Raw genomic sequence first — 14,473 nt, 5'->3', positions numbered from 1 at the left:
TAAACAGCAATGCTCGACATCCCCGCCAAGACGGCGCGATTCATCACGTTCGAAGGCGGGGAAGGGGTGGGCAAGTCCACCCAGGTCAAGCGGCTGCTGGTTCGGCTGAACCGGTTGAACATCGAGTCGATCCGCACCCGTGAACCGGGTGGAACGCCGAAGGCGGAGGCCGTGCGGGCCTTCATCCTGCAGGGGCGGTCGGAAAGCTGGGGCGCCGGCGCCGAGGCGGTGCTGTTCGCCGCGGCGCGGCTCAACCACGTCAATCAGTTGATCGCCCCGAGCCTTCAAAGCGGCAAATGGGTGATTTCCGACCGTTTCCACGATTCGACGCGCGCCTATCAGGGGCTCACGGGCGGCGTGGACACACGGCTGATCGCCGGCCTCGAGGAGCTGGCGCTCGACGGGCATGCGCCCGACATCACCTTTGTGCTCGACATGGATCCCAAGATCGCCTTCGACCGGGTCAATGCGCGGGAGCTGGAATCCGCGCTGGCAGAAACGGGCGACCGCTTCGAACGCGAGGATCTCGACTGGCACCGGCGGCTGCGCCAGGCTTTTCTCGATATCGCCGAACACAACGCCAAGCGCTGCGTGGTCCTGCCGGCCAACCAGGATCCCGACGCCCTGGAGCAGGAAATCTGGGATGTGCTGCTGCGCCGTTTTCCCGAACTCGATAGCGAGGCCGGCGCGTGATCGCCGAGGGACCGGATCGCGAAGCCGACCAGCTTGAAAACGTGCCGGTGCCCGAATCCCAGCCCGTGCTGATCGGGCATGGCGAGGCCATGGACGAGTTGCTAGCGCGCCTGGCGGCAGGGCGCATGCCGGGTGGTGTGCTGATCCATGGACCGCGCGGCATCGGCAAGGCGACCTTCGCCTTTCAGCTCGCCCGGTCGGTCTTTGCGGCAACCTCGGATGAAGACCCCGCGCATATCGACGCGCAGGTGACCTCCGGCAGCTTTCCCAACCTGTTCGTTCTGCGCAAGGCGACCCGCGATACCGGCAAGGGCTTCTACACCGTCATCCGCGTCGAGGAGATCCGCGCCTTCGTCGATCAGTTGCGCAAGACCCGGGGCAGGGCGGGGCACCGGATCGCCATCATCGACGCGATCGACGACTGCAATGCCTCTTCGGCCAACGCGCTGCTGAAAATTCTCGAAGAGCCGCCGGCCGATACGACCTTCCTGCTCGTCTCGCACCGTCCGGGATCGCTGCTGCCCACCATTCGGTCGCGCTGCGTGCAGGTGGCACTGCGCCCGATCTCGGCCGATGACACCCGGCGAGTCCTGGAAGCGAATGGCAGTGAGGGCGAACTGGACTTTGCCGTCGCGCTCGCAGCAGGACGCCCGCGCCGAGGCTTCGAGGCGTTGAAACTCGCCGACGGCGGCACGCTCGACAGGCTGCGCAACTGGCTTGCCGACCCTGGCGCGACGCCGCCGGCTGCCCGCCTGGCCCTCGCCGATGCGCTTGGCGCCAATCGCGACAGCGCCGAGCTGCGCTTTGCGCGCGACCTGATCTTCGATTCCATTGCTGCCGAAGCGACGGATGCCGCCCGTTCCGGTGATCGACGGCGTCTTGCCTCCGCCAACGAGCTATGGGAGAAGGCCGAGCTCTCCCTTGCCGACACCGACGAGTACAACCTCGACATGCGGCAAACCCTGGTCGCCATCCTCGATGCGATCTGGAAACACCAGCAGAACAGCGTCGCGACCGTCCAGCCATGACCGATACGTTTTACGTCACCACCGCCATCGCATATCCCAACGGCGAGCCGCATATCGGCCATGCCTACGAGATGATCACCACTGACGCCATTGCGCGCTGGGCCCGGCTCGAGGGCAAGGAGACGTTCTTTCTCACAGGCACCGATGAGCACGGCATCAAGATGGTGCAGACCGCTGCCGCCCAGGGCATGACGCCGCGCGAGCTCGCCGATCGCAATGCCGCGCGGTTCAAGGACCTTGCCGCAGCGCTGAACATTTCGAACGATGACTTCATCCGCACCACCGAGCAGCGGCACCACGCCTCGACCCAGGAAATCTGGAAGCGCATGTCCGCCAGCAACAATAGCGACATCTACCAATCGACCTATTCGGGTTGGTATTCGGTGCGCGACGAGGCCTATTTCGACGAGTCCGAACTGACCGACGGACCGGACGGCAAGAAGCTCGCGCCCTCAGGTGCCGAAGTCAGCTGGGTCGAGGAGCCGAGCTATTTCTTCCGTCTCTCCGCCTATCAGGACCGGCTGCTGGAGCTTTACGAAAAGCACCCCGAGTTCATCGCGCCGAAGGAACGGCGCAACGAGATCATCTCCTTCGTGAAGGGCGGTCTGCAGGACCTGTCGATCTCGCGCACCACATTCGACTGGGGCGTTCCGGTGCCCGACGCGCCGGACCACGTTATGTATGTCTGGATCGACGCGCTGACCAACTACATCACCGCTATCGGCTTCCCGGACGACAAGGGCGCGCAGTTCTCGAAGTTCTGGCCGGCAGATGTGCACGTCATCGGCAAGGACATCATTCGTTTCCACACCGTCTATTGGCCCGCATTCCTGATGAGCGCCGGTCTGGAACTGCCCAAGCGTGTCTTCGCGCATGGCTTCCTGACGTCGGAAGGCAAGAAGATGTCGAAGTCGGTCGGCAATATCGTCGACCCGCACGAGCAACTCGAGCTTTACGGGGCCGATCCGGTCCGCTGGTACTGCCTGCGCGAGATCAGCTTCGGCGGCGATGGCGACTGGGGCCGCGAGAAATTCATCAATCGCAACAATTCCGACCTCGCCAACAATTTCGGCAATCTGGCCCAGCGCTCGCTGTCGATGATCCAGAAGAACTTTGATGGCGTCATGCCCGAGGCCGCACCCACCGAAGCGGACCAGGCAGTGATTGCCGAGGTGACCGCTGCAATCGGCCGGATGCAGACGGCGATGCAGGGACAGCTCGTCACGGAGGCGACCGGCGAACTGATCGCGGCGTTGAGCGCTGCCAACCTCTATTTCGCCGATCAGGCGCCATGGGGTCTGAAAGCCGATTTGCCACGGATGGGCACCATTCTGGCAACGACGGCCGATCTGGTGCGCCGCGCCGCCATCGCCGCGCTGGCCTTTGTGCCCGAAGCGGCGACCAAGATGCTGGATACGCTGGCGGTGTCGGAAGATGCGCGCCTGCTGACCCATGCGCTGGCGGCAGACGGCATTCCCGCCGGCACCCACTTGCCCAAGCCCGAGCCGGTGTTCAAGAAGTTCGAACTGCCCAAAACCAACGCCTGAGCCCATGCTGATCGATAGCCACTGCCATCTCGACTTTCCCGAGCTTGCGGAGGACCGCGCCGGCGTGCTGGATCGCGCCCGGGCGGCCGGCATCGACGCCATGGTGACGATTTCGACCCATGTCGATCGCTTCGACCGGATCAAGGCGATCGCCGAAACGCATCCCCAGATCTGGTGCTCGGTGGGGACGCATCCGCATCACGCTGATGAGGAACTGCATATCCAGACCGAGGATCTGGTGCGGCTGAGCGCGCATCCGCGTTGCGTGGCAATCGGTGAGGCCGGTCTCGACTATTTCTACGACAACGCGCCAAAGGACGCCCAGGAAACCGGGCTGCGCCGTCATGTTGCAGCGGCGCGGATCACCGGCCTGCCGCTGGTCATTCATTCGCGCGCTGCGGATGAAGACATGGCCGAGATCCTCAAAGAGGAATCGGGGCAGGGGCCCTTCCCCTTCCTTCTGCACTGCTTCACCGCCGGCATGGAACTGGCGCGGACGGCGTTGGATCTGGGCGGCTACATTTCGTTCTCCGGCATCATCACTTTCAAGAACGCCGAGGAAATCCGCGAGGTGGCCGCCATGGTCCCGGCGGATCGCTATCTGGTCGAGACCGATGCGCCGTATCTGGCGCCGATCCCGCACCGTGGCCAGACAAATGAACCATCCTTTGTGGCGCATACGGCGGCGAAGGTCGCCGAGGTTCGCAATATCTCTGTCGAGCAGCTTGGTCGCGAAACGACTGAGAACTTTTATCGTTTGTTCTCAAAGGCCAAAGCCTGATGCCTAAAGCGTCGCGCATCATCGCAACGATCATGGGCTGCGGCTCGTCCGGCGGTGTGCCGCGGGTCGGTGGCGCGTGGGGCGTCTGCGATCCGGCCGATCCACGCAATCGCCGGCGCCGCTGCTCGCTGCTGATCGAGGGCTATTCCGAGGACGCAGACGAGCCGACCCGGATCATCATCGATACCGGTTGCGACATTCGCGAGCAGCTACTCGACACCAATGTCGATCGCGTCGATGCGGTGCTCTATACCCACGAACATGCCGACCACACCCATGGCATAGACGACCTGCGGGTCCTGGCCCTGAACACCCGCAAGCGCGTCGACGTCTATTTCAGCGAAGCAGCGGCAGCGCGCATTGTGCCCAGCTTCGAGTACTGCTTTTCGACGCCGCCGGGGTCGGGATATCCGCCCATTCTGACCCAGCATATCATCGCGGCCGGCGAGGAACTGGTGGTGGACGGGCCGGGTGGCACGATCACCGTCCTGCCGTTCCGCCAGGAGCATGGTGAAATCGACTCGCTTGGCTTCCGCATCGGCGGTTTCGCCTATTCGTGTGACCTTAGCGGTATCCCGCCGGAGTCGCGACAAGCGGTCAGTGACCTTGATGTCTGGATCCTCGATGCGCTGCGCCCGACGCCGCATCCCAGCCATCTGAGCCTGCCGGAGTCGCTTGCGCTCATTGACGATCTCAAGCCACGCGCCGCAGTGCTCACCAATCTGCACATCGACCTCGACTACGCCCAAACCGATGCCACGACCCCTGATCACGTGCGGCCGGCCTATGACGGCTTGCAAATCGACGTTAGTGCGGGAACGGTAACGGGTCCGCGCTGATCGCGACATTGGGCAGCGGCGGCAGATTGAAGAGGTGACTGATATGAAAAGAGTTATTCCTGTTCTCATGGCTGTAGCGCTCGGCGCAGCTCCGGCCATGGCGGCCGAAGAAACCCTGATGATCGACGGGGCAGGGCACCAGGTGCCGGTAACGGTCACCCTGCCAGATGGCGATGGTCCGTTCCCTTTCGTCGTGATGTATCACGGTACAGGCTCCAATCGTCACGAAGCGGGTAACGGCTATGACCTGCTGGCGCCGCAACTGGCTGCCGCCGGCATCGCCAGCGCACGCTTCGATTTTGCCGGCAATGGCGACAGCGAGGTCGACTATACCGAGTATACATTCACCAGCGGTGTCGCGGACGGCGCTGCGGTCATCGACTACATGAGGAGCCTCGACGAGATTGACGATGCGCGCCTCGGCGTGCTCGGCTGGTCTCAAGGCGGCACGATCGCCATGCTGACGGCGGCCCGCCGCGATGACGTGAAGTCGGTCGTCACCTGGGCTGGCGCGCTCGACATGAGCGGCGCTTTCGCCGAGCTCTACGACGAAGCGAAGGAAAACGGTTTCGCCGTGGCCGAGTTCGAATGGCGCGCGCCGTTGAACGTGTCGATCGACTGGTTCGAAGAGGCCCGGAACACTGACATTGCTGGCGAGCTGGCGGGCTATGACGGCGCTGTTCTGGCAATTGCCGGCGCCAACGACCGCGTCGTGCCGCCGGCGGCTACGGAACAGATTATCGATGCAGCCAGTGGCAGCCCCGAGGCCGTGGAGATCATCGACGGCGCAGACCACACCTTCAATATTTTCACCGGCGACATGACTGCCTTCGACGCGCTGATGAAGCTGACAGTCGATTGGTTCGACAAGACGCTCTAGTTCAACGATTGCCAGGCCCGCCGCACACGATGCGACGGGCCGTCTACTTCTAAAGGCATGACCATGATCGAAGTGATCGACACCGGCATCGCGCCGTCCAGCGGCCCGATCAACGATTGCGTGCGCGCCGGCAACCAGGTGTGGATGGTTGTGATATCGGAGGATCCGCAAACCGGTGAAATCATCACCGGCGACATCGAGGTGCAGGCCCGGCAGGCGCTCAACAATCTCAAGCAGGCCGTGACCGCCGCCGGTGGCAAGCTCACCAATATCGTTCAGGTACAGGTCTTTCTCACCGACAGCGCCGACGCCAAGGGCATGAACCGGGTCTATGCCGAGTTCTTCGACACCAAGCCGTATCCGATCCGCGCAACGGTTGTGGTCAAGGAGTTGCTGGCCGCAGGCCTGCGTATTGAGATCACTGCGACCGCGGTCGTCGACGGCGCAGCCGGTTGATGACAACAGTAGTGGCGGGCAAGGGTAGGGAGCGCATGATCTCCCTCGCCGCAGCGGTCGGCAGCGGTTTCCTGTTGACGCTCATGGTGCACTTCAACGGCGAACTCGGCCGCTATGGCAATGCGCTGTTCTCGTCCTGGGTGGCGCATGGCACCGGCACGGTCGCCGCTGTGGTGTTCCTTATGGTTCTGCCCAAACGCACCCCGAGCGCCGCCGGCGTGCCAAAGGCGCCGCTGTGGGCCTATCTCGGCGGCCTGTCGGGCGCCGCGACTGTGATGCTGACCTCGAGCGCGGTCAATTCGGCGCTGGCGCTCTCGGGCACACTGGCGCTCGGTCTCGCCGGTCAGGTGCTGTTCGGACTGGCAGCCGACCGCTGGGGCTGGTTTGGCCTACCGTCGCGTCGTCTCGAGCGGCGCGACGTGCTGTCTCTGGCGCTGATCCTGTCCGGCAGCGCCATCATCATCTTTCTCGGGCGTGCATCATGATCGCCGCCATCGGGTTTGCAGCCTGTGCCGGCGTGCTGGTCGGCGTCAGCCGTCAGGTCAACGGCCGTCTCAGCGTCTCGACATCGCCGCTGGTGGCTTCGCTGTGGAACCATGTGGTCGGCTTTGCCGCGCTGACGTTGCTGGGCCTTATCATTGGCGGGCTCATCCCGGCCGGCGCTGGCGACGCGCCGTTGTACGATTATATCGGTGGCCCGATCGGCGTGGTGTTCGTCGCCGCCGGCAGCTGGCTGATCCCGCGGATCGGTGCGGCACAGACCGCAATCCTGATCATCGCCGGTCAAATGGTCTCGAGCGTGCTCATGGACATGGTCTTTGCGCCGAACAACGGGAATGTCCCATTGATCCTGATCGGCGTTGGGTTGATCATTGGCGGCATGGTCGTCGCACAGCGACGATAGGCGCGGCTGGACAGACAAAGGCGATGACCAATTCCATATTGTCCGCACGTCGCAGAACCGGGGCATAATGGCTTACCACAGGCCAAAACGGCCGAAAGTCGCAGGAAGCGGCAGCATCCGCGACTTGCGCCAGTTCCATAATATATCTTATGCGAATCAAGGAATATCACTTTGACCTCTGAAGCCGAGCTCTCCCAGTCCCTCATAGCGGCCCAGCGGGCCGCGACGTCGAGCGTCGACCCCTCGCCCTTCACTGCCGTCGACATTGGCGCAGGTTTCCGCATCCAGGCCGCAGTTATGGCTGGCCTCGGAGAGACGGTCGGCATGCTGAAGACCGCCGTGTCGCCCGACGGCGTTGGCGTTGCCGCGCCGATCTTTGCCTCCCGTGTCGGCGAAGCCGCGACGCTGAAGCTGCCGGCCGCGACGGTGATCGGCATCGAGGTCGAGATCGCCGCCGTGCTCAAGGCCGATATCGCTACCGATGCGACGGACGGCGAAATCCTTGCGGCCATCGACCACTATGTCGGCGGCATCGAGATTTGTGGCTCGCGCTTCACGGACCGCAGCAAAGCCGGTTATGCCGGTGGACTGGCCGACAGCATGTCCGCCTATGGCTATGGCTATGATCCGACGCCGCGGTCCTCAGGCGACTCTTTCGACGGCCTGGACATCGTCGTGCGTTTCAAGGGCGAAGAGCTCTATCGCGCGCCGGCCGAGCACGGCTTCGGCGCCGTGAACAATTCGCTGATGGCCTATGCCCGCAACCAGCAGGCCCACATGCCGCTCAAGGCCGGGATGCGCGTCACCACCGGCTCTCTGTGCGGCCTTGTGCCATCCTCCGGCCCCGGGCGTGTCGAGGTCGAACTCGGTGCGCAGACGATCGCACTCGACCTTGTCTGAGCCGGACCATTCCGACGGGAGCGCTGTCATGACCCCATCACGCGATCTGTCGCGCCTGCTCGAGATCATGGCGGCGCTGCGCAATCCCGACGGCGGCTGTCCGTGGGACATCGAGCAGGATTTCTCGACGATCAAGAACTATACGATCGAGGAAGCCTATGAGGTGGCGGATGCCATCGAGCGCGAGGACTATGATGATCTGCGCGAGGAACTGGGCGACCTGCTGCTGCAGCCGGTGTATCACGCGCAAATGGCGCGCGAGCGCGGCCTGTTTGAAATCGGCGACGTGATCTATGCCGTCACCGAAAAGCTGATCCGTCGGCACCCGCATGTGTTTGGCGAGGAAGCCGCCAGAAATGCCGGCGGCGCCAAGGCCAAATGGGAAGAAGTGAAGGCCGACGAGCGCGCCAGAAAGGCAGCGAAAAAGGGGCAGGCCAAGGCCTCACTGCTGGACGATGTGCCCTATGCCCTGCCCGCCCTGATGCGCGCCGAAAAGCTGACCAAACGGGCCGCCAAGGTCGGTTTCGACTGGCCGAGCTGGCGCGAAACCGCCGACAAGGTGCAGGAAGAATTCGCCGAAGTCGAAGCCGCCGTCACCGAGAACCAACCACAGGCCGCCGTCACCGAAGAGATCGGCGACCTGCTGTTCGCCACGGTCAACCTGGCCCGCCAGCTCGGTGTCGATCCCGAAGCCGCTCTGCGTGACGCCAACCTCAAATTCTCGCGTCGCTTCCAATATGTTGAAGCGCGCGCGGCCAAGGATGGCGTGGCAATGGAGGATGCAGGCCTCGAGCGACTCGACGGCTACTGGAACGAAATCCGGGCGGCCGACAAATCAGGCGGTGACGTTTGAACTCTCGATGCGGCCCGCAAAGCGCTCGGTAAACGCCGATGCGTGACGCGGGTCGACCCGGACCTCGAAAATCTGGGCGTCGTCTTGGTCCGCTTCGCTGCCGATGACCTCGGCATGGCTGTACAGCCAGCCGACATCGGCGCCGCCCTGAGCATGCTCGACCCGGACCTTGTAGGTGCGTGCCTGGGCAGCCAGCACCGTTTCGACCTGCAGCAGTAGCTCGGGCAGGCCCTCGCCGGTATGAGCCGAGACTCTGCACACACTGGCAACATGTCCGGCGGGCGTGTTGCTCTGCCCGCCCTCGGCCGATGGCGGCAAGAGGTCGATCTTGTTCCAGACCTCGATGATAGGCGTTTCCTCCGATGAAACGCCGAGTTCCGACAGCACATTGAGCACGTCGCTGGCCTGCGCCACATGGTCGGGATTGGAAATGTCCCGCACATGCAGGATCACGTCGGCCTCGAGCACCTCTTCCAACGTGGCGCGGAAGGCGGCGATCAGATCGGTCGGCAGATCGGAAACGAATCCCACGGTATCCGACAGCATGACCTCACGGCCATGCGGCAATTCGAGCTTGCGCACGGTGGTGTCGAGGGTCGCGAACAGCAGGTCCTTTTCGAACACCCCTGCCCCGGTCAGATTGTTGAAGATGCTCGACTTGCCGGCGTTGGTATAGCCGACGAGCGCGACAACCGGGAACGGAACGATATCCCGGCGCCCCTTTTGCAGGGCCCGGTTCTGCCGGACCTTCTCGATGCGCTCTTCCAGCATCTTGATCCGATCCTGCAGCTGGCGCCGATCGCTTTCGATCTGCGTTTCGCCCGGGCCGCCCATGAAGCCGAAGCCGCCGCTGCCGCGCTGCCGTTCAAGGTGGGTCCAGGACCGCACTAGCCGGCTCTTCTGGTAGTTGAGGTGCGCCAGTTCGACCTGCAGCACACCTTCCCGCGTCGCGGCGCGCTCGCCGAAAATCTCGAGGATCAGGCCGGTGCGGTCGAGCACCTTGGCCCCGGTTTCTTTTTCGAGATTACACTGCTGGATGGGGTGCAGAGCCGTATCGACGAGGAGAAGTTCGATCTCCTCCTCTTTCACCCGCGTGGCGATTTCCTTGACGTGCCCGCCGCCGACGAAGGTCGCCGGTCGGATTTCGCGCACGCGCAGCACTTCGGAAAACACCACATCAACGTGTATCGCCTGCGCCAGCCCTTCGAACTCGCCCTGCCGGGCCTCAATGCTGTGGCGCATGTCCGCGCCGCGCACATCGGGCACGATAAGGCCCACGCGCGTGGCCGCCTGCTGTCGGTCGATGAAGCGTTGCGGGCCCTTGCGGTCGTCTTCGGTTGGATCACCCATAAAGTGCGGTCAGCCGTTCCGTTCAGTCGTCGCTGGTATGTTCGGGATCGAACAGCTGGATCGGGGCGCCGGGCATGATGGTCGAAATCGCATGCTTGTACACGAGCTGCGACTGGGCATCGCGGCGCAGCAACAGACAGAAATTATCGAACCAGGTGATCACGCCCTGCAGCTTGACGCCATTGACCAGGAAAATGGTCACCGGCACCTTCTGCTTGCGTACGTGATTGAGGAAAGCGTCCTGCAGATTCTGGACTTTCTCGGGCATTTCTCGGCCTCTTGTGTTGCGAAGGCTGTCCGGCGGTTACCGGCAGACACTTCGCGTTGATAGGCGGTTCGACCCGCCGTCGCCCCGCTCCCCAACGTTTTGCTTCATCCCACTCATAGCAGACTATGGCACAGAACGATGGGGGTGGATAGCCGCACACCCCTGCCCGGATGGTCAGAGGCCCAGCGACTTTATCTTTCGGTGCAAGGCACTGCGCTCCATGCCGACAAACTCTGCGGTCTTGGAGATATTGCCGCCAAAGCGCTCGATCTGCGCCATCAGATACTGCCGCTCAAACACCTCGCGGGCCTCGCGCAACGGCAGGCTCATCAGGTGCGCCGACGAATCGCCGTCACCGACCGTCGGCAGCACTTCACCAATGTCCGGGGGCAGCAAGGCAGCGGTGATCACCCCATCCGGCGGCGTCTGGTCCTTGACCAGGATCAGCAGCCGCTCGATCGAGTTGCGCAGCTGCCGCGCATTGCCGGGCCAGTCCTGGCCTTGCAGCACCGCGACGGCGTCCGGACCGACCGACATGGGCTTGAGATTGTGCAGCCTGCACACCTGCTCGATGAAGATATCGATCAGCGGTGGAATGTCTTCGCGGCGGTCCTTGAGCGGCGTCAGATGAATCGGGACGATCGACAGCCGGTGGAACAGGTCCGAGCGGAACTGGCCCTGCTCGATATGGGCCGTCACATTCTGCGAGCTCGACGAGATGATACGTACGTCGATGGGGACGGGTGCCGAACCGCCGACTCGGGTGAACTTGCTCTCAACCAGTGTCCGCAGCAGCGCTTGCTGGGCCGGGGCCGGCAGCGCCGCAATCTCAGAGAGGTAGAGCGTGCCGCCATGCGCCCGTTCCAGCGCCCCGACCTCGGTGCGCAGGTTCCCGGTCTTTTCGCGGGTTTCGCGACCGAACAGTACAACCTGCACCTCGTCGGGCGAATAGAGCGAGCAGTTGATTTCAACAAACGGCGCGTCGGCCCGAGCCGACCTCTGATGCAGCAACCGGGCGCTCAAGCCCTTCCCCGTCCCCGAGGCGCCCGCGATAAAAATGCGAGAATTGGTCGGTGCAGATTTCTCGATAAGGCCACGCACATTCTGCAGGTCCGGCGATGTACCTGCCAGTTCGACAGCAGTGTCGGAGCGCTCCCGGAGGTCGGCGACCTCATTTTTCAGCCGGGCCGACTCTGTCGCACGCTGGGTAATGAGCAGCAGACGGTCCACCTTGAACGGCTTCTCGATATAGTCGTAAGCGCCGCGGCGAATGGCCGAGACCGCGGTTTCCACGTTGCCATGGCCGGAAATCATCACGACCGGCATGTCGGGGTGCTGGCTCTGGAACACGTCGAGCAGCTGCAGCCCGTCGAGTCGGCTGCCCTGCATCCAGATGTCGAGAAACACCAGGCTGGGCCGGCGTCGCGCGATCTCATTGAGGGCAGAATCGGCATCATGCGCCTGCCGCGCCTCGTGCCCCTCGTCCTCCAGAATACCCGCGATCAGGTCACGGATATCGTCTTCATCGTCAATGATCAGGATATCGAGGGCCATCAGCTGTTATCGACCGCTTGCAATTGCGGCTCCCCTTGTTCTGTTTGTTTGGGCTTTGCCCCACCCGCATTTGTGGTCGTCGTCGTTCCGGGTGGTTCCCCGGGGCCGCCATCTGGAGCCGCTGCCGCTCCATCGGCGCTTTCCCCCGCCGCGAGGAGCGGCAGGGTAAAGGTGAAACAAGCGCCGACGCGCCCGTTTTCATCAGGGTCGGCATCGATGAGATCGACGCGCCCGCCATGCTGTTCAATGATCTTGGCCACGATTGCAAGGCCCAGTCCCGTACCCTTGTCTCTCGTCGTAACGTACGGTTCGAGCAGCCGGTTGCGGTTTTCCTTTGGCCAGCCCTTGCCATTGTCGGAAATCGAGATGCGCACGCGATCGCCCTCTTCGTGGGCCTCGACCACGATGCGCGGATCCTTGATCGCCTCGATCCCGGCGCCCTCGATCGCCTCCACCGCATTCTTGATTAGATTGGTGAGCACCTGGCTGATCAGGCGATTGTCGAACATCGCCTGGATCGGCGTGTCCGGGACTTCGACCTTCAGTGAAACTTCAGGCAGACGGACGCTTTCGAGGAACGCCGCCTGCTTGATGGCATCCGTGAGATTGCCAGCCTCCGGGCGAGCCTCGGGCATGCGGGCAAAGGAGGAGAACTCGTCGACCATCCGGCCGATGTCGCCCACCTGCCGCACGATGGTGTTGATGCATTTGTCGAAGACATCGAAGTCGTCGGTCAGCTTGTCGGCATAGCGGCGGCGGAGCCGCTCGGCACTGAGCTGGATCGGGGTCAGTGGGTTCTTGATCTCGTGCGCGATGCGCCGCGCGACATCCGCCCAGGCACCGGTGCGCTGCGCCGACAGCAGATCGGTGATATCGTCGAGCGTGATGACGAAGCCCTTGTTTTCAGTCATCGTGCCTTCGCGGGTCAGCTGCACCTGATAGGTGCGGTAGTCCGGCCCCGAACCGATCTCGATCTGGTCGCGCAACTGCCCGCGGCGCGCCGCGCGCGCGTTCTCGAGCACCGGCGCCAAAGCCGGGATGACCTCTTCGATCCGCCGCCCGATCAAGGCGATCTCGTCGGCCCCGATCATCTCGCTGGCACGCGCGTTGACCAGCGTGATGGCGCCATAGGCGTCGAGACCGACGATGCCGGCTGAAACGCCTGCCACCACGGCCTCGGTAAACTGCCGGCGTTTCTCGTTGGTCTCGCTGGCTTCGAGCAGCGCAACGCGCTGGGAGCGCAATTGCTGCGTCATGGTGTTGAAGCGATTGGACAGATCGCGCAGATCCCCCCTGCCCGGCTGCACCGGCACCTGCACGTCGAGGTCACCATCGCTCACCCGGTTCGAGGCGATCATCAGGTTTCTGATCGGGTCGACGAAACGGTTGGCCAGAGCGATGCCGATCCACACGGCGGCCAGCAGCAACACCAGCGCCAGGCCGACATACATCAGCGTGAACGTGATCTGGAACACCAGACGATTCGACTCATATTCGCGGTACTGCGAGATGTTGTCGTCCGTCAGCCGCATGAACTCGAGGACCTCGGGGTCCACCTGCCGGGCGACGAACAGGAAGGTGTTGTCATAGCCACGCAGCTTGACGATGGACCCGATAAGATTGGTTCGTCCCGGACCGATCTCGCTCGGCCGCCCCTCGACCACGCCGCTGGTGACACCCTCAGGCAGCCGCGGCTCGGCGCCCGGCACGTTGATCTGCGCCCGCATGACGATACTGCCATCGGTCGATACCAGGTAGGCGTATGGCAGCGAGCGGGTAACCGCGAGCGCGGTCAGAATGCGCTGAAATTTCTGCTGATCGGTATCGAACGTGCCGCGCGCCTGTTCGAGTTCGGTGGCCACCCAGATGATGTCGTCGCGCAAAACCTGCGCATGCTCCAGCATGTAGGAGCGCGCCACCAGCCGGGAACTCTCGACCATAGAGCGCGTGCGCTCAGAGAACCACTGATCCAGTCCCTGGTTCAGAGAGATCATCGCGACGACGGCGACCAGCAGCGCGGGAATGGCAGCCACCATGGCGAACATCGCCACCATGCGCACCTGCATCCCGGCGCCGGCCTGGCGCCGCAGACGGGCCTGAGCCAACAGCACAGCTTCGGTGAGGACAAGGGCGACCACTGTCAACACCAGCAGGCCGTTCACCACCCAGATGATCGTCCACACTTCCGGCGTAGGCTCGATATCGGTCGCGCCGGTCATGATCAGGAACGAGCCGGACGATACGAAGACCGACAGCAGCACGACGATCAGTCCGATCGACCGAAGGGTTTGCCGACCCATGTCGCTCAGGATGGCGAAGCGGGCGTGCGACGGCATGGCCTCGCGCGCGGCTGGCCGATCGGTGGATGCTGTCGCTACTTCGGACATTGGCAGGGCCGCGTTGGGACGGATCGATCGGAC

Annotated in this window: 15 protein-coding genes; 11 read left to right on the top strand and 4 right to left on the bottom strand. The window is 63.4% G+C overall.

From position 1 onward, the window contains the following. The first annotated feature begins 9 nt into the window (after positions 1 to 9). The 11 genes from tmk (at position 10) to mazG (ending at position 8,881) form a co-directional block, all read left to right on the top strand. Entirely contained in the window at positions 10 to 693 is a 684-nt protein-coding gene (gene tmk / locus ACN0TK_RS07240; protein WP_417308802.1) for a dTMP kinase, read from the top strand. Further along, positions 690 to 1,721: an AAA family ATPase gene (locus tag ACN0TK_RS07235; protein ID WP_417308801.1), complete on the top strand. Its 1,032-nt coding sequence runs from the start codon at positions 690 to 692 to the stop codon at positions 1,719 to 1,721. Before tmk ends, ACN0TK_RS07235 begins: the two co-directional genes overlap by 4 nt. Next, entirely contained in the window at positions 1,718 to 3,268 is a 1,551-nt protein-coding gene (gene metG / locus ACN0TK_RS07230) for a methionine--tRNA ligase (RefSeq protein ID WP_417308800.1), read from the top strand. The genes ACN0TK_RS07235 and metG overlap by 4 nt, the downstream gene beginning before the upstream one ends. Positions 3,269 to 3,272: 4 nt before the next feature. Further along, complete coding sequence (locus tag ACN0TK_RS07225) at positions 3,273 to 4,049, top strand: TatD family hydrolase (RefSeq protein WP_417308799.1); 777 nt, start codon at positions 3,273 to 3,275, stop codon at positions 4,047 to 4,049. Next, a complete protein-coding gene (locus ACN0TK_RS07220; RefSeq protein ID WP_417308798.1) occupies positions 4,049 to 4,888 on the top strand; it encodes an MBL fold metallo-hydrolase in 840 nt (279 codons plus the stop codon). Before ACN0TK_RS07225 ends, ACN0TK_RS07220 begins: the two co-directional genes overlap by 1 nt. Positions 4,889 to 4,931: 43 nt before the next feature. After that, positions 4,932 to 5,768 (top strand): alpha/beta hydrolase family protein, encoded by an 837-nt coding sequence (locus ACN0TK_RS07215; protein ID WP_417308797.1) that lies wholly within the window; start codon positions 4,932 to 4,934, stop codon positions 5,766 to 5,768. Between the two features lie 63 nt (positions 5,769 to 5,831). Beyond that, positions 5,832 to 6,224 carry a RidA family protein gene (locus ACN0TK_RS07210; protein WP_417308796.1) on the top strand — a complete coding sequence of 131 codons (393 nt, stop codon included), beginning with the start codon at positions 5,832 to 5,834 and terminating at the stop codon, positions 6,222 to 6,224. After that, positions 6,224 to 6,709, top strand: coding sequence for a DMT family transporter (locus tag ACN0TK_RS07205; protein ID WP_417308795.1), 486 nt, complete (start codon positions 6,224 to 6,226; stop codon positions 6,707 to 6,709). The genes ACN0TK_RS07210 and ACN0TK_RS07205 overlap by 1 nt, the downstream gene beginning before the upstream one ends. Then, positions 6,706 to 7,128 carry a DMT family transporter gene (locus ACN0TK_RS07200; protein ID WP_417308794.1) on the top strand — a complete coding sequence of 141 codons (423 nt, stop codon included), beginning with the start codon at positions 6,706 to 6,708 and terminating at the stop codon, positions 7,126 to 7,128. The genes ACN0TK_RS07205 and ACN0TK_RS07200 overlap by 4 nt, the downstream gene beginning before the upstream one ends. 171 nt (positions 7,129 to 7,299) lie before the next feature. After that, positions 7,300 to 8,028: a hypothetical protein gene (locus ACN0TK_RS07195; protein WP_417308793.1), complete on the top strand. Its 729-nt coding sequence runs from the start codon at positions 7,300 to 7,302 to the stop codon at positions 8,026 to 8,028. Positions 8,029 to 8,056: 28 nt separating this feature from the next. Beyond that, positions 8,057 to 8,881 (top strand): nucleoside triphosphate pyrophosphohydrolase, encoded by an 825-nt coding sequence (gene mazG, locus ACN0TK_RS07190; protein WP_417308792.1) that lies wholly within the window; start codon positions 8,057 to 8,059, stop codon positions 8,879 to 8,881. On the opposite strand, the gene hflX is transcribed toward mazG, so the two are convergent. The 4 genes from hflX to ACN0TK_RS07170 form a co-directional block, all read right to left on the bottom strand. Further along, positions 8,864 to 10,231, bottom strand: a complete 1,368-nt coding sequence (gene hflX, locus ACN0TK_RS07185; RefSeq protein WP_417308791.1) for a GTPase HflX — start codon at positions 10,229 to 10,231, stop codon at positions 8,864 to 8,866. The two genes, mazG and hflX, sit on opposite strands and share 18 nt — an antisense overlap. A gap of 22 nt (positions 10,232 to 10,253) precedes the next feature. Next, positions 10,254 to 10,499 (bottom strand): RNA chaperone Hfq, encoded by a 246-nt coding sequence (gene hfq / locus ACN0TK_RS07180; protein ID WP_417308790.1) that lies wholly within the window; start codon positions 10,497 to 10,499, stop codon positions 10,254 to 10,256. Between the two features lie 174 nt (positions 10,500 to 10,673). Then, positions 10,674 to 12,053: a sigma-54-dependent transcriptional regulator gene (locus ACN0TK_RS07175; protein ID WP_417308789.1), complete on the bottom strand. Its 1,380-nt coding sequence runs from the start codon at positions 12,051 to 12,053 to the stop codon at positions 10,674 to 10,676. Further along, positions 12,053 to 14,440 (bottom strand): ATP-binding protein, encoded by a 2,388-nt coding sequence (locus ACN0TK_RS07170; RefSeq protein ID WP_417308788.1) that lies wholly within the window; start codon positions 14,438 to 14,440, stop codon positions 12,053 to 12,055. The genes ACN0TK_RS07175 and ACN0TK_RS07170 overlap by 1 nt, the downstream gene beginning before the upstream one ends. Positions 14,441 to 14,473 lie beyond the last annotated feature (33 nt).

The organism is Devosia sp., from assembly GCF_048261455.1.
Taxonomy (GTDB): Bacteria; Pseudomonadota; Alphaproteobacteria; order Rhizobiales; family Devosiaceae; genus Devosia_A.
This window is presented reverse-complemented; position numbering and strand designations above follow the sequence as displayed.

Coding starts and splice junctions, on each gene's coding strand:
- ACN0TK_RS07170 (WP_417308788.1), bottom strand. CDS start 14,440: ATGTCCGAAGTAGCGACAGCATCCACCGATCGGCCAGCCGCGCGCGAG.
- ACN0TK_RS07200 (WP_417308794.1), top strand. CDS start 6,706: ATGATCGCCGCCATCGGGTTTGCAGCCTGTGCCGGCGTGCTGGTCGGC.
- ACN0TK_RS07215 (WP_417308797.1), top strand. CDS start 4,932: ATGAAAAGAGTTATTCCTGTTCTCATGGCTGTAGCGCTCGGCGCAGCT.
- metG (WP_417308800.1), top strand. CDS start 1,718: ATGACCGATACGTTTTACGTCACCACCGCCATCGCATATCCCAACGGC.
- mazG (WP_417308792.1), top strand. CDS start 8,057: ATGACCCCATCACGCGATCTGTCGCGCCTGCTCGAGATCATGGCGGCG.
- ACN0TK_RS07210 (WP_417308796.1), top strand. CDS start 5,832: ATGATCGAAGTGATCGACACCGGCATCGCGCCGTCCAGCGGCCCGATC.
- tmk (WP_417308802.1), top strand. CDS start 10: ATGCTCGACATCCCCGCCAAGACGGCGCGATTCATCACGTTCGAAGGC.
- ACN0TK_RS07205 (WP_417308795.1), top strand. CDS start 6,224: ATGACAACAGTAGTGGCGGGCAAGGGTAGGGAGCGCATGATCTCCCTC.
- hflX (WP_417308791.1), bottom strand. CDS start 10,231: ATGGGTGATCCAACCGAAGACGACCGCAAGGGCCCGCAACGCTTCATC.
- hfq (WP_417308790.1), bottom strand. CDS start 10,499: ATGCCCGAGAAAGTCCAGAATCTGCAGGACGCTTTCCTCAATCACGTA.
- ACN0TK_RS07225 (WP_417308799.1), top strand. CDS start 3,273: ATGCTGATCGATAGCCACTGCCATCTCGACTTTCCCGAGCTTGCGGAG.
- ACN0TK_RS07220 (WP_417308798.1), top strand. CDS start 4,049: ATGCCTAAAGCGTCGCGCATCATCGCAACGATCATGGGCTGCGGCTCG.
- ACN0TK_RS07175 (WP_417308789.1), bottom strand. CDS start 12,053: ATGGCCCTCGATATCCTGATCATTGACGATGAAGACGATATCCGTGAC.